The organism is Flavobacterium solisilvae (assembly GCF_012911605.1).
Taxonomy (GTDB): Bacteria; Bacteroidota; Bacteroidia; order Flavobacteriales; family Flavobacteriaceae; genus Flavobacterium; species Flavobacterium solisilvae.
In genome coordinates this window covers 68,318-89,718 of sequence record NZ_JAAMPT010000207.1, presented here as the reverse complement: position 1 = coordinate 89,718, position 21,401 = coordinate 68,318, and the positions used below count along the sequence as shown (strand labels likewise).

The 21,401-nt window shown below is 33.7% G+C and carries 20 protein-coding genes and 1 tRNA gene; 7 read left to right on the top strand and 14 right to left on the bottom strand.

Annotated elements, in window-relative coordinates; all coding sequences use genetic code 11:
- Position 1 precedes the first annotated feature (1 nt).
- Positions 2-1,240: an efflux RND transporter periplasmic adaptor subunit gene (locus tag G6042_RS09175; protein ID WP_169524133.1), complete on the bottom strand. Its 1,239-nt coding sequence runs from the start codon at positions 1,238-1,240 to the stop codon at positions 2-4.
- Positions 1,241-1,381: 141 nt separating this feature from the next.
- Here G6042_RS09175 and G6042_RS09170 point away from each other — a divergent pair, with 141 nt between their 5' ends.
- Positions 1,382-2,728 (top strand): sigma-54-dependent transcriptional regulator, encoded by a 1,347-nt coding sequence (locus G6042_RS09170; RefSeq protein ID WP_169524131.1) that lies wholly within the window; start codon positions 1,382-1,384, stop codon positions 2,726-2,728.
- A 181-nt stretch (positions 2,729-2,909) separates the two neighbouring features.
- Positions 2,910-4,061, top strand: coding sequence for a sensor histidine kinase (locus G6042_RS09165; protein WP_317168074.1), 1,152 nt, complete (start codon positions 2,910-2,912; stop codon positions 4,059-4,061).
- 46 nt (positions 4,062-4,107) lie between these two features.
- Here the strand turns inward: G6042_RS09165 and dnaG are convergent, their stop codons facing one another.
- The 6 genes from dnaG to rlmN all read right to left on the bottom strand — a co-directional run bounded on the left by dnaG (position 4,108) and on the right by rlmN (position 11,485).
- The gene (gene dnaG, locus G6042_RS09160; protein WP_169524127.1) at positions 4,108-6,099 is read right to left on the bottom strand and encodes a DNA primase; all 1,992 of its coding nucleotides are present in this window, start codon (positions 6,097-6,099) and stop codon (positions 4,108-4,110) included.
- Between the two features lie 213 nt (positions 6,100-6,312).
- Positions 6,313-7,449, bottom strand: coding sequence for an ATP synthase subunit B family protein (locus tag G6042_RS09155; RefSeq protein ID WP_169524125.1), 1,137 nt, complete (start codon positions 7,447-7,449; stop codon positions 6,313-6,315).
- A 120-nt stretch (positions 7,450-7,569) separates the two neighbouring features.
- Positions 7,570-8,274 (bottom strand): hypothetical protein, encoded by a 705-nt coding sequence (locus G6042_RS09150; protein ID WP_169524123.1) that lies wholly within the window; start codon positions 8,272-8,274, stop codon positions 7,570-7,572.
- Positions 8,261-8,821: an RNA polymerase sigma factor gene (locus tag G6042_RS09145; protein WP_169524121.1), complete on the bottom strand. Its 561-nt coding sequence runs from the start codon at positions 8,819-8,821 to the stop codon at positions 8,261-8,263. Before G6042_RS09145 ends, G6042_RS09150 begins: the two co-directional genes overlap by 14 nt.
- 448 nt (positions 8,822-9,269) lie before the next feature.
- Positions 9,270-10,250: a polyprenyl synthetase family protein gene (locus G6042_RS09140; RefSeq protein ID WP_169524119.1), complete on the bottom strand. Its 981-nt coding sequence runs from the start codon at positions 10,248-10,250 to the stop codon at positions 9,270-9,272.
- Positions 10,251-10,444: 194 nt separating this feature from the next.
- A complete protein-coding gene (gene rlmN, locus G6042_RS09135) occupies positions 10,445-11,485 on the bottom strand; it encodes a 23S rRNA (adenine(2503)-C(2))-methyltransferase RlmN (protein ID WP_169524117.1) in 1,041 nt (346 codons plus the stop codon).
- 78 nt (positions 11,486-11,563) lie between these two features.
- Between rlmN and G6042_RS09130 the strand changes: the two genes are divergently transcribed.
- Positions 11,564-12,205: an O-methyltransferase gene (locus G6042_RS09130; protein WP_169524115.1), complete on the top strand. Its 642-nt coding sequence runs from the start codon at positions 11,564-11,566 to the stop codon at positions 12,203-12,205.
- 127 nt (positions 12,206-12,332) lie between these two features.
- Here the strand turns inward: G6042_RS09130 and G6042_RS09125 are convergent, their stop codons facing one another.
- The 5 genes from G6042_RS09125 to G6042_RS09105 all read right to left on the bottom strand — a co-directional run bounded on the left by G6042_RS09125 (position 12,333) and on the right by G6042_RS09105 (position 16,830).
- The gene (locus tag G6042_RS09125; RefSeq protein WP_169524113.1) at positions 12,333-12,899 is read right to left on the bottom strand and encodes a phosphatase PAP2 family protein; all 567 of its coding nucleotides are present in this window, start codon (positions 12,897-12,899) and stop codon (positions 12,333-12,335) included.
- On the bottom strand, positions 12,899-13,222 hold the full coding sequence (locus tag G6042_RS09120) for a Sec-independent protein translocase subunit TatA/TatB (RefSeq protein WP_169524111.1): 324 nt from the start codon (positions 13,220-13,222) through the stop codon (positions 12,899-12,901). Before G6042_RS09120 ends, G6042_RS09125 begins: the two co-directional genes overlap by 1 nt.
- Positions 13,223-13,265: 43 nt before the next feature.
- Complete coding sequence (locus tag G6042_RS09115; protein WP_169524110.1) at positions 13,266-15,512, bottom strand: M1 family metallopeptidase; 2,247 nt, start codon at positions 15,510-15,512, stop codon at positions 13,266-13,268.
- Positions 15,513-15,575: 63 nt separating this feature from the next.
- The gene (locus G6042_RS09110) at positions 15,576-16,073 is read right to left on the bottom strand and encodes a DUF6702 family protein (RefSeq protein ID WP_235933254.1); all 498 of its coding nucleotides are present in this window, start codon (positions 16,071-16,073) and stop codon (positions 15,576-15,578) included.
- A complete protein-coding gene (locus G6042_RS09105; protein ID WP_169524106.1) occupies positions 16,054-16,830 on the bottom strand; it encodes a hypothetical protein in 777 nt (258 codons plus the stop codon). The genes G6042_RS09110 and G6042_RS09105 overlap by 20 nt, the downstream gene beginning before the upstream one ends.
- A 95-nt stretch (positions 16,831-16,925) precedes the next feature.
- On the opposite strand from G6042_RS09105, the gene pepE reads away from it, so the two are divergent.
- The gene (pepE, locus tag G6042_RS09100; protein ID WP_169524104.1) at positions 16,926-17,624 is read left to right on the top strand and encodes a dipeptidase PepE; all 699 of its coding nucleotides are present in this window, start codon (positions 16,926-16,928) and stop codon (positions 17,622-17,624) included.
- Positions 17,625-17,671: 47 nt separating this feature from the next.
- Positions 17,672-18,259: a TlpA family protein disulfide reductase gene (locus G6042_RS09095; protein WP_169524102.1), complete on the top strand. Its 588-nt coding sequence runs from the start codon at positions 17,672-17,674 to the stop codon at positions 18,257-18,259.
- Positions 18,260-18,359: 100 nt separating this feature from the next.
- On the opposite strand, the gene G6042_RS09090 is transcribed toward G6042_RS09095, so the two are convergent.
- Positions 18,360-18,435, bottom strand: a tRNA-Gly gene (locus tag G6042_RS09090).
- Positions 18,436-18,604: 169 nt separating this feature from the next.
- Here G6042_RS09090 and G6042_RS09085 point away from each other — a divergent pair.
- Positions 18,605-19,042 carry a GNAT family N-acetyltransferase gene (locus tag G6042_RS09085; RefSeq protein WP_169524100.1) on the top strand — a complete coding sequence of 146 codons (438 nt, stop codon included), beginning with the start codon at positions 18,605-18,607 and terminating at the stop codon, positions 19,040-19,042.
- A gap of 1 nt (position 19,043) precedes the next feature.
- Positions 19,044-20,627 carry a L,D-transpeptidase family protein gene (locus G6042_RS09080; protein ID WP_169524098.1) on the top strand — a complete coding sequence of 528 codons (1,584 nt, stop codon included), beginning with the start codon at positions 19,044-19,046 and terminating at the stop codon, positions 20,625-20,627.
- Positions 20,628-20,671: 44 nt separating this feature from the next.
- Here G6042_RS09080 and G6042_RS09075 read toward each other — a convergent pair whose 3' ends face one another.
- On the bottom strand, positions 20,672-21,364 hold the full coding sequence (locus G6042_RS09075; protein ID WP_169524097.1) for a murein L,D-transpeptidase catalytic domain family protein: 693 nt from the start codon (positions 21,362-21,364) through the stop codon (positions 20,672-20,674).
- Positions 21,365-21,401 lie beyond the last annotated feature (37 nt).

Here is a 21,401-nt window from a genome sequence, read left to right as displayed (position 1 = left end):
TTTATTCAAAATTTAATATTTCTGCTTCCTGATAATCTTTATAACTGGATGTTACCACTTGTTCTCCGGGTTTTAATCCACTGATGATTTCAAAATACAACGGATTTTCTCTACCAATTTCAATATTTCTTCTTTCTGCTTTGTTTCCGTTTACCACAAAAATCCATTTGCCAGAAGTATCTTGATTAAAACTTCCTTTAGAAAGCACTACCGATTTTGTTTTTTCAGATAAAGTCAAACGAACGGCAAAACTCAATCCTTGTTGTAAATCTAAATTTTCATTGGACACAAAATTCAATTCCACTTGAAATCGTCCACTTTTAATCTCAGGAATGACTTTAGCAATCACTACTTCTACTTGTTTTCCGTTGAAGTCAACTGCTCCTTTTTGACCTTGTTTTACTTTTGACAAATAAAATTCATCCACATCTGCCAATAATTTGTAACCTTTCATCACGTCAATTTTTCCTAACGTTTGTCCTTGTTGATAGCTTTGTCCTAAAACTGGTTCAAACGACGACAATCTTCCCGAAAGTGGCGCAACAATTAAGAAATTCTTTTTGTTGGTTCTTAAAATTCCCAAACTTTTTTCCATAATTCCGATGGATTGATTGAGTTGCCCAATTTGGATTTGATTGGCTTGTTTTTCTTTCGTTACACTTTGCTTGATAATATTCATTCGTTCTTTTTGAAAACGAAAATTCTCTTGTGTTTTTTCCCATTCGTTTTTGGCTAAAATTTCTTGATCAAAAAGTTTTTTGTTCAAATCATATAAATTTTTAGCATCTAAAAAATCATGTTCGATTGAAACCAAATCTTTTGCCAAATTCAATTCTTGATTTCTCAAATCTAATTTTGCTTTATTCAGATTGTTAATTTGCTCAATAATTGCGGTTTCTTGTTGCATATAATTCAATTCCGTATTTGGATTGTACAAGCGTGCCAACGGTTGACCTTGCACAACCCTATCGCCATTGCTAACAAAAATTTCCTGAACCGATCCGCCTTCAACAATGTTCACCAACATTGAATTCATTGGTTCAACTCGTGCTTGAAATACCATAAAATCTTCAAAAAAATCTTCTTCAACTGTTTTAATCGTGATTTCAGATTTTTTTACATTAAAAGTTCTCTTTTTGGTAATCATTGAAAAAGCACCATATCCTAAAACCACAATTGCCAAAACTGCTATTGTCAGATATTTTTTTTTGTTACTTTTACGATTGATGACTGTGTCCATTTTAAATTCTTTGACATGTATAAATACAATTTTGTGCCAAAATTTTAAAAAACACAATTTATTGATTTTAAATAAATTACAAGCCGATTAATTTTCAATAGTGTTCATTATCGAACACCATTTGTACGAAACCGAACAGTGATGAAAAAAACCAATGCCAACATTTTAGTTATAGACGATCAAGAAGATATTCTTTTTGCGGCAAAAATGCTTTTGAAGAAACATTTCGAAACCATTTTCACGTTGAATAATCCAAAAAATGTAATTCAGTTACTCGCCGAAAATGATATTGACGTTGTGCTTTTGGACATGAATTATCGCATTGGTTTTGAAGATGGACGCGAAGGTTTGTATTTTTTGAAAGAAATAAAAACGCTTTCGCCAAAAACGATTGTGATTCTGATGACGGCTTTTGGCAAAGTAGAAACTGCTGTTGAAGGTCTAAAAAATGGCGCATTTGATTATGTTTTAAAACCTTGGGAAAACGAAAAACTACTTGAAACCGTAAAACAAGCTGTTGACGAAAGTAGAAAAACCAGAAAGAAAGCCGAGAAAGAAACTCCAACAGAAAATTATTTTATTGGCGAATCAAAAACGATACAAAAAGCCTATTCTTTGGGAGAAAAAGTAGCCAAAACCGATGCTAATGTTTTGATTTTGGGCGAAAATGGAACCGGAAAGTTCGTAATGGCAAATTACATTCATCAGAATTCCGACCGAAAAAATAATGCTTTTGTTCACGTTGATTTGGGTTCGTTGAACGACAATATTTTTGAAAGCGAACTTTTTGGTTATGCCAAAGGTGCGTTTACCGATGCCAAAACAGATACCGCTGGACGATTTGAAAATGCACAAAACGGCACTATTTTTTTAGATGAAATTGGCAATGTTCCGTTGCATTTACAATCCAAATTATTACAAGTTATTCAAACCAAAACTGTCACTCGTTTGGGCGAATCAAAACCACGACCATTAAACGTTAGAATTATCACGGCGACCAATTTGAATTTGAAAGAAGAAGTCAACCAAAAGAATTTCAGAGAAGATTTGTATTATCGTATCAACACGATGGAAATCACGTTGCCTTCGTTGAAAGAACGCAAAGAAGACAAAATTCCGTTAGCAAAATTTTTATTAGAAAAAATGATTTCAAAATATGACCGAAACGAAATTATTTTCAGTGAAAAAGCATTGGAACAAATAGAAAAACACGCTTGGAACGGCAACATCCGTGAAATGGAAAACCGTATTGAACGGGCTGTAATTTTATGCGAAAACAACATCATTTCGGCTTCCGATTTGGATTTAGAATTTGTTACAACTTTTGAAAATCGTGATGATATTCCGCTTTCGGATATGGAAAAAATAACGATAGAAAAAGTATTAGTAAAACACGATTACAACATCAGTAAATCGGCAGAAGAACTCGGTTTATCTCGTGCTGCTTTGTATCGAAGAATGGAAAAATACAACATAAGCAATTCGTAAAATGTTCAAAAATCAACAACTATATCATCAACTTTTTTTTCGGTTAATACTGGTTTTAATCAGTATTGGTGTGAGTATGTTTTTGTTTTCAAAAGACTTACTTTACACTGGATTTTTTTTGCTATTTGTTTCTTTTTTACTGCTAACAGAAATCTATTTTTTTATCAAAAATGCTTTTTTGATGTATGACCGAACGATTGCGTCTATATTACAAAATGATTTTTCTGCCGATTTTTCCAAACATAAATCCTATGAAAATTATTCCAGTTTATTCCAATTGTATGGTAGGCTAAAAAACAAACAACACGAAGAACTTTCCAAAGACATTATTTATCGTTCGATTTTAAACAATATTGAAACCGGAATTATCATTTTACAAAAGGAAAATAGCGATTGGAATATCTTTTTGATGAATGATTATTTTTCCAAGCATTTTACCGTTCCAAAAGTATCCAAATGGCATTATCTGAAAAAACAATTACCATCGCTTTGCACCATTATTGAAGAACAAAATTTTCAGGAAATGAAAACTTCGTTGCAAATTCGAGTGAACAAACAAGACACACAAACCTTTGTTATTCAAACCTCTGCAACTAGAACATTCAATCAGGAATATTATATTATTTTGCTTGATAGTATTCAAAAAGTGGTTGAGAAAAAAGAAAAAGAAGCTTGGATTAACTTGATGAAAGTGATTTCGCATGAGCTTTTAAATTCGCTTACACCAATTCGTTCGCTATCGCAAAATTTAAGCGAATTGGTTCAACAAGAAACGCTTTCTGCCGAAGATTTAGACGACATCAAGCAAAGTGTTGCTACCATGCACAACCGAAGTAATCATTTGCAGGAATTTGTAGAAAGTTACCGAAAACTAGCTATGCTTCCTTCACCAAGAAAAGAAAAAACAGAACTTTCGGGACTGCTGGAAAATTGCCTGCAAATTATGCAGCCATTGTTTAAAAAAGAACAAATAACCGTTGTAAATTCGGTTGATTTTAGCCGTTGGATTTTAATCGATAAAAATCAAATGGAACAAGTCATTATCAATTTGCTAACGAATAGCATGTATGCTTTGGAAGACAAAGAAATCAAAGAAATTACGATTTCTGCCGAAGTGAAAGAAAAACGAATTTACCTCATCATCACAGATACCGGAACAGGAATTGACGCTGAAATTGAAGATAAAATTTTTCTTCCGTTTTTTACCACTCGAAAAGATGGCGCCGGAATTGGACTGACGTTATCGAAAAATATTATTGAAGCTCACGGCGGTTATTTGGCATTTGAAAATGGAGAAAATCAAACGAAATTTACGGTTTGTTTGTTGGAGTAATTATTCTTGTAGCACAAAGTTTTTCACGAAGTTTCACAACGTAATTTTAGTAATAAGTCGAGCGAATTCTGCCGATATTATTGGTCAAAACTACTTTCAGTTTATTGTAATCGTTTATCGAAGTTTTTATTTCTTCCAAAACTTCTTCAGGAATATCTGGTGTGAAATTTTGCATCAAATCTATTATCAATTTATTGATTAAATACTCGCGAAGCGAAATAATCGTTTCGGTAACATATTGACCAATCGTTTGCTCTTTTTGCTTTACATAAATGTGTTTAGTTTCCCAATTGTGCAAAACTTCTTTTTCTTCTTGCATCAAAATATCGGTAACCGTTTGCGCAAATTCTGGTGAAAGTTGCTGAAAATAATGTTCGCGATTGAATTCTTCTTGATTGTATTTTTCGATTAAATCGTTGTAAATCTCTCTGAATAATGGGTTTGCCAATTCCACTTCGTCTTCTTGCAAACTAAGATAAATTCGCTGAAAAACCTTATATTTTACTTTTTCAATCACTTCAGTTACTTCGCCTTCGTCATTAGCTTTTAAAATAACATCTTCAAATTCTTCTTCGTGATTTCCATACAAAAGTAAAATCTCGATAATTTTTCTTTCGAGTTCAAAAACAATGTTTACTTTTTCCTGAGCAAATTGAGGTTCATTTTTAACAACTTCAAACGCTTTTTGTTCCGAAGTATCAGAATTTTTCAGTTTTTTGTTGGCTTCGGAAATATCTTTTTGAATTAATTGTGCCAAAGTATTCAGCAAAACTTGCTCCGAAATATCCATAATTCGGGAACATTCCTGAATGTAAACTTCGCGCTTAATTCTATCGGGAATTTTAGAAATACTAACAACCATATCTCTAATCAAATCGGCTTTTTTGATTGGATCATTTTTTGCTTCATCCATCAGCATTGAGGCTTTGAACTGAATGAAATCTTTGGCGTTATTTTCTAAATAGTGAACAACATCTTCATAGGAATTTTTGCGTGCAAAACTATCTGGATCATCGCCATCAGGAAAGGTGCAAACTTTTACGTTCATTCCTTCTTCGAGAATTAAATCAATTCCACGAATGGAAGCGCGCAATCCAGCTGCATCGCCATCAAAAAGTACGGTAATATTTTTGGTCAAACGATTGATTAATCGGATTTGATCTGGCGTTAAAGCTGTTCCTGACGAAGCCACAACATTTTCAATTCCGGCTTGATGCATTTGAATAACATCCGTATAACCTTCGACTAAATAACAATTGTTTTGTTTGGCAATGGCTTGTTTGGCATGAAAAATTCCATACAAAACTTTACTTTTATGATAAATATCGCTTTCGGGAGAATTGAGGTATTTTGCCGCTTTCTTGTCATTAGTCAAAATTCTTCCACCAAAACCTAAATTTCGTCCCGATAAACTTTGAATTGGAAACATAACTCTTCCTTTGAAACGATCAAAATGTTTTCCGTCTTCACGAACGATAGTCAAACCTACTTTTTCAAGATAATCGAGCTGATAACCTTTGGACAAAGCTTCTTTAGTAAATGCATCCCAAGTTTCGGGCGAATATCCTAAACCGAATTTGGCAATAGTTTCCGTCGTAAAACCTCTTTCCTTGAAATAAGTTAGTCCGATTGCTTTTCCTTCTTCCGATTTTAAAAGTGTTTCCTGAAAATAATTTTTGGCAAATTCTGAAACCAAATACATGCTTTCGCGTTCGTTAGCTTCGATTTTTTCGTCTTGTGAAACCTCAGTTTCTTCAATTTCGATGTTGTATTTTTTTGCCAAATAACGAATTGCTTCTGGATACGTAAAATGCTCGTGTTCCATCAAGAAAGTCACAGCACTTCCGCCTTTTCCAGTACTGAAATCTTTCCAAATTTGCTTCACCGGAGAAACCATAAAAGACGGTGTTCTTTCTTCGGAAAAAGGACTCAATCCTTTAAAATTACTTCCGGCACGCTTGAGCTGAACGAAATCGCCAATGACTTCTTCTACTCGAGCTGCATCAAAAACTTTATCTATGGTTTCGCGGGTTATCAATTCTATTTTGATTTAAGGGTTTAAAGTTACAAAGTTTAAATAAAAAAAACCTACAAGGTTATGAAAACCTTGCAGGTTAAAGTATAAACTAACCTAATTTAATTCGTTGGGTAAACCGCAAATTGTCATTTCGACGAAGGAGAAATCTCATCACGCATAACCAATATTATGTGATTTCTCCCGCTGGTCGAAATGACAAACTGTATGCTTTTCTTAATTCCAATCAAATCGAACTCCAAGCGAAATGTTGTTTTGCTTGATTGCATTATCAGCAAACATTGGATTTAAATCGTATTTAATATACAAACTAGTTTCTTCAAAACCGAGATAAGCACTAACTCCATAAATAAAATCGTTTACATTGAAATTGCCTTTTTCTTTAGTAGAAAAATCATTTCCGTCGATTTCATAACATAATTTTTGTTTTGATTTCACACGGAAACCAGCATATCCACCAACTCCAAGACGAACACTTTTATGCGTTTTGAAGATTTCTTTTCCGGCATCGTTAGTTCTTTTTTTGGTGAAATCAAATTCCAAATGCAACGGAACTGTCACAAAAACATTTCGCAAACGAGAATCTTTTAATTTAACTCCAAATTCTTCCAAATTAGTTTGATTACCGTTGGTTACAAAAACTCGATTATCCGTTGGACGAAGATTGTTATACATTACTGAAAAACCATATTTGGCGTGCAACAGATTGTTATTTTTGAAAATTCGGGTGTTTCCAGTAATTCCCCATTCGTAAAAATGTGAACCCCAATATCTAAAATCAGAATTGGCAACACTTCCATCGGTAACTAAATTGTTCACACCAGCTGCAAAAACAAACTGTGATGTGGTTCGCAATTCCGACCTGTTTCTAACGATAGAATCTCTTTTCTTTCTATCCGTTTCCCAATTCCTCCATTGAACCGTAAATTTTCCTCTTTTAACACTTATTTCAGTATCATCGATAACTTCAAATGTTGCTGGATATTTTTTCCCGTTGACAACTAAAGTATCCACTTTATATTTTTTATCCGCCAATTTCCCATTGGCTTTTAATTGAATTAAGTCTTTCAATTCTTGTTCGTATAGTGCAACTTTCTGCTCAATATTATCGGCTCTTTTCAAGGCGAAAACTTTCTTTTTTTCTTCTGCTTCTTTAGCCGAAATTTTCCCTTCTTCAAGTTCTACGTTAACACTTTCCACTTCTCGTTTAAGCGCTTCTTTCTCTTGCTTGGTAACGTTATCGATTTTTGCCGAAATGACTTTTACTCTTTCGTTAAATGTATTTTCTTGCGCTGTCATTTTGCTCACAAAAAGACATAACGCTGCTGCTAAGTAAATTGTAAAATTTCTCATGATTATTTATTTTAAGATTAATGATTTTTAAATTTCAATACCAAAAATCAACTTCAATTTCAAAAATCAATATTTAATTTGCTATTGAATTTTCTTTTTGAATTTTGAAGTTGTAATTGTTTAGTGGTTTCTGTTGGCTACTGCTTCTTTAACCGATTTGTAATTTTTGTTTACCGTATTCAAAACTCTTTGTCTGAAACTCATATCTAACTCGGTATCCACTTCAGAAAGGAGACTTTTGGCATCAATATTTATATTGGATTTACTGACTTTAGTTTCCTTTTTTCTATCTTTTTCAACCGATGCTAAAAGTTCGTCAACATCAACCATTGAGGTTTTTTTGATTGTTTTTACTTCTTGTTTTGGCGAAACAATTTCCTGATTAACAATTGCTTCTTCTTGATTTTGAGTGATGATTGAAACTTCGTTAGATGTTGGTTGCGAGTTTCGGGTTTCGAGTTTCGGGTTATGAGTTGTCATTTTTTCATTTGAAACTGCAACTTCATTATTTTGTTTATTCTCTATGTTTGGAATTTGGAATTTGGAATCTGGAGTTTCTTTACTTCCATTTTCAGTTTCAACAACGGTATTTTGGGTTTCAATTGTTATATTTTTTTGATTGAAATAAAACAAACCAAGTGTTACGAATACCAAAACGCTGGCAGCAATTCCAATAAACTTGAAGGAGAAAAAAGAACGCTTTGTTTTTTTTTCTTCGGCAACGGTTAGCATGGCATCCAATCTATCCCAAGCTTGAGCAGAAGGCTGAATTTCTCTTGAATTCAACTTTTCTCTGATTTGGTTTTCTATATTATTCGGTTCCATTTTGATAATTTTTTAATTTTAAAACATTGTCTTGAAGCATTTTTCGAGCGTGAGACAATTGTGATTTTGATGTTCCTTCACTAATTCCAAGCATTTGGGCAATTTCCTGATGTTTATAACCTTCAATACAATAGAGATTAAAAACCATTTTGTATCCATCGGGTAAATTGTCTATCAAAAACTGAATGTCTTCTACTGAAAACTGACTTTCGATATTGTTTGCTTTTTCCTCAACAAAGTTTTCGTCTTCTAGAAACTTTACTTTCTTTTGAACTCTAATAAATGAAATACTTTCGTTAATCATTATTCGTCTAATCCAACCTTCAAAACTTCCTTCGTGTTTAAAATTTTTCAAATTGGTAAACACTTTCATAAAAGCTGTTATCATAATATCTTCCGCCAGATGAACATCTTTTATATACTGACGGCAAACGCTTAGCATTTTCGGAGCATATTTTGAATAAATCTGATGTTGTGCATGCCGATTATTCTCGACAGCCAATTCGATTAATTCTTTTTCTTCTTTATGTAAGCTTATTACTTTCATTATTCAATGGCAAAAATCAACTTCAAAAATCAATCTCAATTTCAAAAGTCAACTTCAAAATTTGTTATTGAAGTTGTTTTTTATTTTTTGATATCGACTTCTATTAGCATAGACGAGAATGGTTGCAAAATGGTTGCACCATTAAATTAAAACTTTTTAATTAAAAATTAAACCTCTTGTTATCAGTGTTTTAAAATATTATTATTTTTTGATTATGAGATTTCTCCTTCGTCGAAATGACAAAGTTTGTGAAAAAATTTTGAAATTGAAATTGAATTTTGAAGTTGAATTATGAGATTCCTACGGAATGACAAAGTTTAGGTTAAATTATTGAAATTGAGATTGACTTTTGAAGTTGAATTATGAGATTCCTACGGAATGACAAAGTTTGCGTTAAATTATTGAAATTGAGATTGGCTTTTGAAGTTGATTTTTGAAGTTGAAATTTCTATTTTTTTCTATCGATAACATAGTTTACCATAATGGTTAAACTGTCTTTGTATGGAGAATTTGGAAAATCGTGAAGTAATGCAAGTGCTTCTTGCTGGAATTGCACCATTTTTTGTTCGGCGTAAGCTAGTCCGTTTTTGTCTTTGACGAATTGGATAACTTCTCTAACTCTTTTTTTGTCTTTGTTGTGATTTTTAATCGAATTGATACACCAACTTTTTTCTTTGGGCGAACAATTATTTAATGCATAAATCAACGGCAAGGTCATTTTTTGCTCTTTAATATCAATTCCGGTGGGTTTTCCAATAGCGTCATCGGTGTAATCGAATAAATCATCTTTGATTTGAAACGCCATTCCGATGAGTTCACCAAAAAGTCGCATTTTTTCTACCAAAACAACATCTTCTGAAACTGATTTTGCTCCAAGTGCGCAACACGAAGCAATTAATGTTGCTGTTTTTTTGCGAATAATTTCATAATAAACGTCTTCAACTATGTCTAATCTTCGGGCTTTTTCTATTTGAAGTAATTCGCCTTCACTCATTTCGCGAACGGCAACTGAAATGATTTGGAGTAAATCGAAATCACCGTTGTCAATGGAAAGCAATAATCCTTTTGACAGTAAATAATCACCAACCAAAACGGCAATTTTATTTTTCCACAACGCATTGATGGAAAAAAATCCGCGACGACGATTACTATCATCAACCACATCATCGTGAACTAAAGTTGCTGTGTGAATTAGTTCAATTACACTTGCGCCACGATAGGTTCGCTCGTTTACTTCGTTGTTTTCGGAAAGCATTTTTGCTACCAAAAAAACAAACATTGGTCGCATTTGTTTTCCTTTTCGATTAACGATATAATAAGTGATTCTATTAAGTAAAGCAACCTTGGAAGACATCGATTCGTAGAACTTTTTTTCGAAAAGTTCCATTTCTTGCTGTATCGGTTGTTTTATTTGAGAAGTGACATTCATTTGTGAATGCAAAAATAAGTATTTTGCGTGAAGTAGCGTTAGTGTTATAATAAACTTAACGGTATTGAAATACAAATCCTTTTTTAGCCCTGATTGAAGTGGAAATCCTTGCCTTTTTTAGGCAAGATTGAAACGGAAAGCAGGAAAATGGATGACAAAAATGCCTAAACCTTTCGCTCCTTCTAATTAAAAAACTATGATTTATTGGCTAATTGTCCGCAAGCGGCATCGATGTCTTTTCCGCGACTACGACGTACTTTGGCTACGATGTCATTTTGCTCCAAGGCTTTGATGCAGTTATCAATGGCTTGGTCTGACGCTTGTTGAAATTCGCCATCATCGATTGGATTGTATTCGATTAAATTGACTTTGCACGGCACATATTTGCAGAATTTTACCAAGGCGTCAATCGAAGCTTTGTCGTCGTTAATTCCTTTCCAAACCACATATTCATAAGTAACTTTGCTTTTGGTTTTTTTGTACCAATATTGCAATGCTTCACGTAATTCGGGCAACGGAAAGTTTTTGGTAAACGGCATAATGTGGTTTCGAGTTTCCTCGATGGCGGAATGCAACGAAACGGCGAGTTTAAATTTTACCTCATCGTCAGCCATTTTTTTAATCATTTTGGAAACTCCAGATGTGGAAACGGTAATGCGTTTTGGTGACATTCCTAAACCTTCATCGGAAGTAATCATGTCGATGGCTTTCATCACGTTGTTATAGTTCATCAGCGGTTCGCCCATTCCCATAAAAACGATGTTGGACAACGGATGATTGTAATACAAACGGCTTTCGCGGTCGATGGCAACCACTTGGTCGTAAATTTCGCCTGGTTCGAGGTTTCGCATTCGTTTTAATCGTGCTGTTGCACAAAAATTACAATCCAAACTGCAACCAACTTGGCTGGAAACACAAGCTGTTGTTCTGGTTTCGGTTGGAATTAAAACGCTTTCGACAATCAAACCATCGTGCAGACGAACGGCATTTTTCACGGTTCCGTCTTCGCTGCGTTGCATTTGATCCACCTTGATATGATTGATAACGAAATTGTTTTCGAGCATGGCGCGAGTTTCTTTGGAAACATTGGTCATGTCTTCAAAACTGTGCGATGCCTTGCTCCAAAGCCATTCATAAACCTGATTTCCGCGAAAAGCTTTGTCGCCATTGGCTACAAAAAAATCACGGAGTTGTTCTTTGGTTAAACTGCGAATGTCTTTTTTCTCGATTTCCATGGCGCAAAGGTAAAAACAATTTGTGGATTTGGTTATTTGTGAATTTGGTTATTTGTAATTTTGTAAAAAAATAAAAAGATGCATTTCCTTTCCGACGAATTAGATCATTATGTTACGCTTCATTCTGAAAACGAACCCGAATTATTAGCGCAACTGAATAAAGAAACTCATCAAAAAATTTTGCAACCACGAATGTTGAGCGGACATTTTCAAGGCAGAGTTTTGAGCATGCTTTCTAAAATTATTCATCCGAATAACATTTTGGAAATTGGAACTTATACTGGTTATGCGACGTTATGTTTAGCCGAAGGTTTAGCCGAAAACGGAACGATTGACACGATTGATGTCAACGAAGAATTGGTTGATTTTCAGCGAAAGTATTTTGACAAAAGCGAATGGGCAACCCAAATTTTCCAACATCTGGGAAATGCTTTAGACATTATTCCAACGTTGAATAAAAAATATGATTTGGTTTTTATTGATGCAGATAAAGATAACTATATCAATTATTTTAACGCCATTGTTCCAATGATGAATAAAGACGGAATTATTCTTTCTGATAACGTTTTATGGAGCGGAAAAGTTTTGGAAGAAGTAAAATCTAATGACTTAACTACTAAAATTCTGTTGGAATATAATCAGCTTTTGAAAGATGACGAACGTGTTGAAACAGTTTTGTTGCCAATTCGTGATGGATTGACGGTAAGTAGAGTGAAATAGTTGGAATTTAGAATTTAGAAGTCAGAAATTAGAAGTTTTGATGTTGGTGTTGAAGTTTGAAATTGAATTTTGAAAAAGTTTTAACCACAAAGCACACAAAGGTTTAACGCAAAGTTCACAAAGGTATTTACTTATTTAAAATCTTGTTAAGCACATATTTATTGTACAATTTATAACAAACAAATCCCATGGTTGCGCCAAAAACATATCCGGTTAAAATATCGGTTGGGAAATGCAATCCAAGGTAAATGCGACTATAAGCAAAGATTAAAGGAAATAAAAACAACAAGTAAGCATGTTTATAGTATTTTCTTAAAATCATAAACATAAAAACTGTTGAAGCCATTGAATTAGTGGCATGACCAGAGAAAAAGCTGAATGATTTACTGGTTTTTACAATTCGGAGTAAACCTTTTATTTCTTCATCATTTATTGGACGAAGTCGTTCAAAACCATACTTAAAAAGATTTACGGTTTGGTCGCAAATCAAGATTAAAACTGCTGTGAATAAAATATATAAACCGAATTTTTTCCACCCGATTTTCTTTTGAAGCAAATAAAAAATAAACAGGAAAAACGGCGTCCAATACACTTGTTTGGTAATAATCAACCATAATCCATCATAGGTTTCTGAACCTAAATTATTCAGAAAAACAATGGCTTGTTTATCAAAGTCGATTATTTTTTCGAGCATTATCGTTGGCGTTTTATTGGACCTGTTAAATCCTCAAAACTTTCGGTGATTTCGTTAACAGGATTGATGTCTGGAGCAGAAATTCCCGATTTTATTTCGTCAACTTCTTTGGTAAAACTTGACGTTAACTCTTTCATACTATCGGTTACGCCATTAGCATCGGCACTTTTTTGAATTTCCGATTTGATTTCGTTAGTTGCATTTTTTAGTTGTGCCATTCCTTTACCTAGCGTTCTTGCAATTCCAGGTATTTTATCGGAACCAAAAAGCATTAACGCTATAAAAATGATGAAAACTAATTCTCCGCCGCCAATTCCAAACATACTATTAATCTTTTATTTCGAGTTGCAAAGTTACAAAGTCTTTTTAATCAAACTTTGATTTTAACTGTTCTTTTGGCCAAGTATTATTTGAAACATCAATATCGGCAGTTTCTTGTTTTGGATCGACCACAATTTTTGTCACCGCTTTTTGTGTAGCAAAAGTTCTAATCGCTTCTTTGTCATTCATTCGCCAAATTTGCGCTGGGAAATGATGATTTTCAGTCGTTCCGTCTTCAAAAGTCATTTGTACAATAATTGGCATTGGCAAACCTCCAGGTTTATCAAAAGTCACTTGGTAGAAATATTTCGGCGATTTCAATTTAGCTTGTTCTTCTTTGGTAAATGTCGCGTTTACATATTCTTCCAAAGGTTTGCTGTCTTTAATTTCAAACGGTTTGTTCAAACTAGGTTTGTAACTTTCGCTTCCATCGGCAATCATGTAAACTGCCGGACCTTCGATTTGATTTCTACGACGACGGGTTTTTAAAAACGCTTCCACTTCTTTCGAAGGTTCGTTGCTCACAAAATATTTTTTTACTTCTTTAATACCAATATCTACATAATCAGTCGTGTAAAACCAACCGCGCCAAAACCAATCTAAATCAAATGCAGACGCATCTTCCATCGTTCTAAAAAAATCTTCAGGTGTTGGATGTTTGAATTTCCATCTATTCGCATAGGTTTTAAACGCATAATCGAATAATTCTCTTCCCATAACGGTTTCGCGGAGAATATTTAAAGCTGTAGCTGGTTTTCCATAAGCGTTATTTCCAAATTGACGAATGCTTTCGGAATTGGTCATAATCGGTTCCAATCCTTTTTGATCGCCACTCATGTATGGAATGATATTCTTTGCTGGTCCGCGTTGCGCAGGAAATTTTTCATCCCATTCCATTAACGCAACATATTCTAAAAACGAATTCAAACCTTCATCCATCCAAGTCCATTGACGTTCATCCGAATTGACAATCATTGGAAAATAATTGTGTCCAACTTCGTGAACAATTACGCTCATCATTCCGTTTTTTGTGCGTTCAGAAGTCACACCATTTGCATCTGGTCGACCATAATTCCAGCAAATCATTGGATATTCCATTCCTTGATCTTCGGCATTGATGGAAATGGCTTTTGGATATGGATAATCAAAAGTATGAGCAGAATAACTTTTCAACGTATGAGCAACCATTCGAGTAGAATATTCTTCCCAAAGCGGATTTCCTTCTTTTGGATACAACGAAATTGCCATCGCGTTTCTCGTTTCCAATTTTACAGCCATCGCATCATAAATGAATTTTCTTGACGTAGAAATTCCAAAATCACGCACATTTGTTGCTTTGAACTTCCATGTTTTTTTCTTGTCGGAAAACCCTTTTTCGGCAGCTTCGGCTTCGGCTTGTGTAACTACAATTACTGGTTTGTCGAATGTTTTTTCAGCTAATTGATATCTTTTTAACTGTTCTGCTGTAAAAACTTCGTTTCTATTCAATAAATCGCCTGTTGCTTCCAAGATATGATCGGCTGGAACAGTGATATTTACATCAAAATTCCCAAAAGGCAACGTGAATTCTCCCGAACCCCAAAATTGTTGATTTTGCCAACCTTCAACATCGTTATAAACTGCCATTCTTGGATAAAATTGTGCCAAAACATACAATCTATTTCCGTCGGGAAATTGCTCATAACCTGAACGTCCGCCGTCTAAACGATAATTATTGATGTTGTACCACCATTTGATGGAAAATGAAATTTTTTCGCCATGCTTTAATGGTTTTGGCAACTCGATACGCATCATCGTTTGGTTGATAGTATATTGCATTGGTTTTCCTGCAACATCTTTTACATATTCGATATTGAAACCGCCGTCAAATTTTTCTTCCAAATAAGTTCTGGAAAAACCTTTTGGCGACATTGCTGGATCGGTTACGCTATTTTGAACCAATGGCGAAAGCGACTTTCGAGATTGTTGATTTTGATCCAATTGCATCCAAAGATAATCCAAGCTTTCCTTGGCATTATTGGTATAAGTAACAGTTTCTTGACCAAACAATTTTGCATTTTTATCGTCAAGTTCTAAGTCAATTTTATAATCGGCTTGTTGCTGATAATATTCTGGTCCAGGTGCGCCAGATGCTGTACGATACATATTTGGCGTTGCCAATAAATCATACATTTGTTTGAATTTATCAGGATTTCTTTCCGTAGATTTTGTTTCTTTTTGGACTTCTTGTGCCGTTAACAAACTGGCTGTCAAGAGTAATATGGTTACTAAAATCGGGTTAGTTTTAGTCATATCTTTTTAGCTTTTAGGCAACTAAAATAGAACAAATGTTTGAAAAAAGAAACGTGTCAAGTTTTATTTTAACATTCCTTTAAAATTATCTTCCGTCAACAACAAGCTGTTTTTATCTCCGTTGTTGTCCAATTGGATGATATTTTGCTGTTCAGGATAGATTTCCATTAGAATAGAATTTTCTACTTCGAGCGAAGTTATTTGGGTTAACTCTTTGATTTTGAAATAGCAAATCACAACATTATTTTCGATTTCTTTAGATAGGAAAATGTAATTTTTAGCTTGACCTTTTATTTTTAATTTGAATTTTTCGGCAATATATTTTTGCATTAAAACTTCGTCTTCTTTGCTTTCTTTTGGTTCGCCGATGAATGTTTTTTTATGGAATTTTTTTTCTAAAGCCAAGTTCAAATCATCTACAAAAATTCGGGTTGTGATGTGCAATTCCTTTTTTTGTGGCACAAATTTCATTTGAAACATCCCAACATAAAATTTATGGATAGCAAAAGACGACAAGACAATTATCGCTACTAAAAAAAGGCTACTTTGTTTCCACTTCATTTTCTTTTTCATTTAAAAGCGTTGTATAATCTGTTGCTAATTTCACAAAAACAAATTCTATTTGTATCTTATTTTCTGTTTCCAAAGCTTCTCTTAATTCTTTATTATCCGAAACATAAAAAAGAAATCCTCTTACATATTCCTCAGGAATTTTAAGTTTTTCAACAAAAAAAGCGGTTTCAAACTGATCTTCAATTTTCTTGATGGTCAATTCATTTCGTTCAACTTCGAGTTCTTTTTTCAACATTGCTGTTCGACCACTAATCGCGTTCATCAATCCATCTAATGGCATTCCTCCAAGCGGAATTAACAATGGATAATACCAACGAAAATCGCCTGCAGTTCTCAATCTTCGTTCGGCTGGCGTGTATTTTTTTGCAGGTTTATCCAAAATACCTAAGTCAACCGCATTGATATGAGGATAGGTTTTAATTTCAACCATTTCCAGCGGAATAACTTTGGCATGAACAACAACCGTCACGAGTTTTTTCAAAATATCGTCTTTAGAAACCTCAATAGCTTTTACATCAATTGCCATGCCTTCAAAAGTTAACTTGTCGCCCACTTTTACAAACATCGAAAAATCTCCATTTTTTTCAGGGTTTACTGCATTTTCCGAACGCCTATTGGTCACCACAATTGATGTTAAATCAACATCTTGGCAAATGATTTTTCCTTTCAAAAAATGAAGCTCATCATTTTGAGAAAAACCTATTGCATTGACGATTAAAAAAATAAAAACAAAAAAACGCTTCATTGACAACTGTTTTACGTTGTAAAAATATCTTTTTGGAAAATAATTACACTATAATCTTTTGTTAAAACTTATATTTGACTTTTAAAATTCAGAAAATGAAAAAGCTAATTATTGCCAGTACTTCAACACTTCACGGCGGTTCTTATTTGGACTATATTTTGCCAGTTTTAGAAAATCATTTCAAAGATTGCGAAACCATTTTGTTCATTCCTTATGCTCGACCAGGCGGAATTTCGCATGATGAATACACTCAAAAAGTAGCCGAAACTTTTGCTAAAATCAACAAAAAAGTAGTTGGACTTCATGAATTTGACAATGCCGCAAAAGCCGTTGAACAAGCCGAAGGTATTTTTACTGGTGGCGGAAATACGTTTTTATTGGTTACACAACTTTACGAAAATAATGTAATGGATGTTTTGAGAAATGCCATTGAAAACGGAACGCCTTATCTTGGTTCAAGTGCTGGAAGTAACATTACCGGAATTTCGATGCAAACGACAAATGATATGCCGATCATTTATCCGCCGAGTTTTAAAACGCTTGGTGTCATTCCGTTTAATTTGAACCCACATTATCTTGATCCCGATTTGCAAAGCAAACACATGGGTGAAACGCGCGAAACCAGAATTAAAGAGTTTCATGCTTTTAACGACATACCTGTTTTGGGCTTGCGCGAAGGAAGTTGGCTGGAAGTAAATGGCGAAACGATTACTTTAAGAGGAAATTTAACCGCACGTTGGTTTACTACTAATAATACGCCTGTGGAATTGGAAACGGGAACTGTGATTGGGTAAATTTTGTACATTTGAAATTTAGCAACCATTTTAAAAACTAGCTTTTGATGAAATTAATCTTTTCAAATACAATCTTTCTTCTAATAGCATTTTTTATTCAAAATTGTCATTCTCAAAATGGCTTTACTATAAATAGTGGAGAAACCGCTAATGGCAGAGTAAGGTTAAATTCAAAAGCTAATTTTAAATTTACTGATTGGATTGCAAATATTCCAGAAGATAAAAACCTAGAAGGAAAGTTTATTGTACTTGAATTTTGGGCATCATGGTGTAAGCCATGCCTCGAACAGGTAAGCCATTTAAACGAGTTACAATCAAAATTTAATGATAAAAATTTGTATTTCATCTCAATGACTGATGAAAAACCTGATGTTGTAAAAAGCATTTTAAAACGAGTTCATTTCGAATCTATCGTAGTTTCTGACCAAAGAAAAATCAATACTTTTTGGAATGGCGGAATCAAAAAATTAATACTTCCATTTACTATATTAATTGATGATGAAGGTTACATAAAATGGATTGGAACACCTTCACTACTGAGAGAAAAAGATATTCAAGATTTAATGACAAAAAAGATAATTCCTTTTAATCTTTATGAAAGAGAAAAAAGTGAAACCACACAAATCAATATCTGAGACAACCTAACTTAATATTGAACATAGTCTTTTTTCAAAAACATTATTCCATAACTATTAAAAAACAAAAAACCTCAAACTTTCGTTTGAGGTTTTCTTTTGGAGCGGAAGACGAGGCTCGAACTCGCGACAACCAGCTTGGAAGGCTGGAGCTCTACCAACTGAGCTACTTCCGCATTACAAATTGATATTTCTATCGTTTTGCGAGTGCAAATATAAAAAATAAGTTTCTTTGAATGCAAATTTTTTTTTAATTTTTTTTATCAAAAAATCACTTCACTTTTATAAGTAATTTACATTTAAAAAGTTATATCTTTATTTTCCCTTAGAAAACTTTAAAATAAAATGATGAAAATTGAAGAAATCACTTTTCAGGAAACTTTTTCCGTGCGACATCCAGTTTTAAGAGCTGGGAAACCTATTGAAAGTTGCCATTTTGATGGCGATGATTTGGCTTCAACAAAACACTTTGGCATTTTTATTGATAACACTTTGGTTGGCGTAACTTCGTTATTTATGCAACATCATTCTTTTTTTAATCACAAAATTCAAATACAAATGCGCGGCATGGCAGTTTTAAATTCACATCAAAAACAAGGTTTTGGAGAAAAACTGTTAGCAGCTTGTGAAAATTATTTGAGAAATGAAAAAATTAGCCTACTTTGGTTCAATGCACGAGCAAAAGCTGTTCCCTTTTATGAAAAATTGGGCTATCAAATTATGGGTAACTCTTTTGAAATTGGCGACATCGGAACGCATTTTGTGATGTACAAACAACTTTAATATGAAACAACTTTTACTCTTGATTTTAATTGTTTTTATGGTTTCGTGTAAAGATGAAACGGTAAAAAAAACACCTCCAAAAAAAGTTGACGTTATCAAACGTGACAAACCTTATGAAGGCAAAATCATCAAAATAGATACTAGTTTGTATGCCAAATTTGAAAGTAAGGTTTTGGTGGATTTTTATGCAAAGTACAATCACGAAACCGTTTGGCAATCGACTGAATTTAGAAAAATTGTTTTATCCGAATTCAAAAACGCCGAAAACGAAGGTCTTTTTCCCGATGATTATCGATTTGAAAAACTGAATAAACTGGAGACAAAAATCAACAAACTAAGCGATAAAGAATTGGTTGATTATGATTTGTTATTAACGTATAATCTGCAAAAATACATTTGGCACATCAGTCAAGGAAAATTAAATCCTAAAGGAATTTATGGCGATTGGGATTTAAAAACTAAAAACACTGATGTCAATGCTATCCTTTTGAAAGCATTCAAAGAAAACAAATTACAAACCGTTTTGGACAGTTGTAAACCGCAACATATTGTTTACAAAAGACTGAAAAAAGCAATGGAAATTTTGAATGGTTTTCCAAAAGACACGCTAAAAACCATTGTAGCTTCTGAAAAAATAAATCCAAACGATACTACAAAAGCAATGCTTTCTATCAAACGAAGATTGATGTATTGGAAGGATTTAAAACCACAAGATTCATTGACCAAAATTTATGATGCTAAAACCGTTGAAGCTGTAAAACGTTTTCAAACAAGACATGGATTAGCTGCCGATGGCGTTATTGGAAAAGGAACTTTAAACGCTTTGAATTTTTCTAAAACCCGAAGAAAAAACCAGATTATGGCAAATCTTGAACGCTGGAAATGGTTTGCTACCGAAATGGGCAACGAATACGTAATTGTAAACATTCCCGAATACAAATTACATTTGGTTGAAAACAACGACACTATTAGAACGCACAGAATAATTGTTGGAACAAGCAAAAGAAAAACACCAATATTGAGTTCGAAACTGAGTTATGCGGTTTTTAACCCAACATGGACAGTTCCGCCAACCATTTTAAAAGAAGACATTATTCCGGCAACGATAAAAAACAGAGGTTATTTAGCGAGCAAAAACATCACGGTTTATGACAACGCTGGCAATGTAGTTTCGGCTAGCGATTGGAATCCATCAAAAGCGAGAAGTTATCGCTACGTTCAAAGTCCAGGAAGTTTTAATTCACTTGGAATGGTGAAAATCATTTTCCCAAATAAATATTCGGTTTATCTACACGATACGAATCACAGAGATTATTTTGAAAAATGGAATCGTTCGTTGAGTTCGGGTTGTGTTCGTGTGGAAAATCCGTTGGAATTGACCTCTTATTTATTGAAAGACAGTTTGAATTATAATTTGGAAAAAATCACTGAAATTTTAAAAACAGGCGAAACCAAAAACGCTTCTATCAAAACGCCAGTTTATGTTCATCAATGGTATTGGACAGCTTGGAGCGAAGGAAACAAACTAATTTTCCGCGATGATATTTACAATCTCGACGATGATTTATTCAAAAAAATGAAATAGAAATTAGATAAATTTCATCTCGACTGCGCTCGATGTGACAAAGACTAAATAAACAAGCTACTTTTTGACGGATGATAAATAAACAAACATGATTTTCCTTTAATCACATTGATAATTTTTTCATTCATTTCAACTGGTAATGCAGGACAACCTTGACTTCTACCCAAACGTTTGTGGTTTTTGATAAAACTTTCTGAAACATAATCAGCACCATGAACAACAACTGCGCGTTCTCTTGCTTTGTCGTTCAAGCCTTTTTGTAAACCATCTAAACGAAGCGACAAACCGTGTTTTCCTGTGTAAACTTCAGCAGTGGCATAAAATCCTAAGCTGCTTTGGTATGATTCTGCTTTATTCGAAAAATAATTCGCAAACTCTTCACCCGTATTTCTTCCGTGAGCAACTAAAGTATTGAATAAAACTTCGTTTGTAGTAAGATTAATTACCCAAAGACGCTTTGTATTTGACGATTTAGAAAAATCGATTAACGTCAAAATATCTTTGGTCACCAATCCTTTTTCTTTTAATTTATAAAATCCTTCTAAAGCAATAGAAAAGCTCTCAAAACTTGGTGTTTTATCAGAATTTACACTTAATTCATTGTAAGTAGTAATAGCTCTTGAAACAGGCAATTTGGCTGTAGCAGTGCTTTTGATGTTGTCGATAGGTTTATTAGGAATATTACTAAACGAGGTTAGCAACACAAATACAAAAAGAAAAAAAATCTTATAATTCATTGATAGTTATAGGTTTAAACATTTGACTTGGGACGGC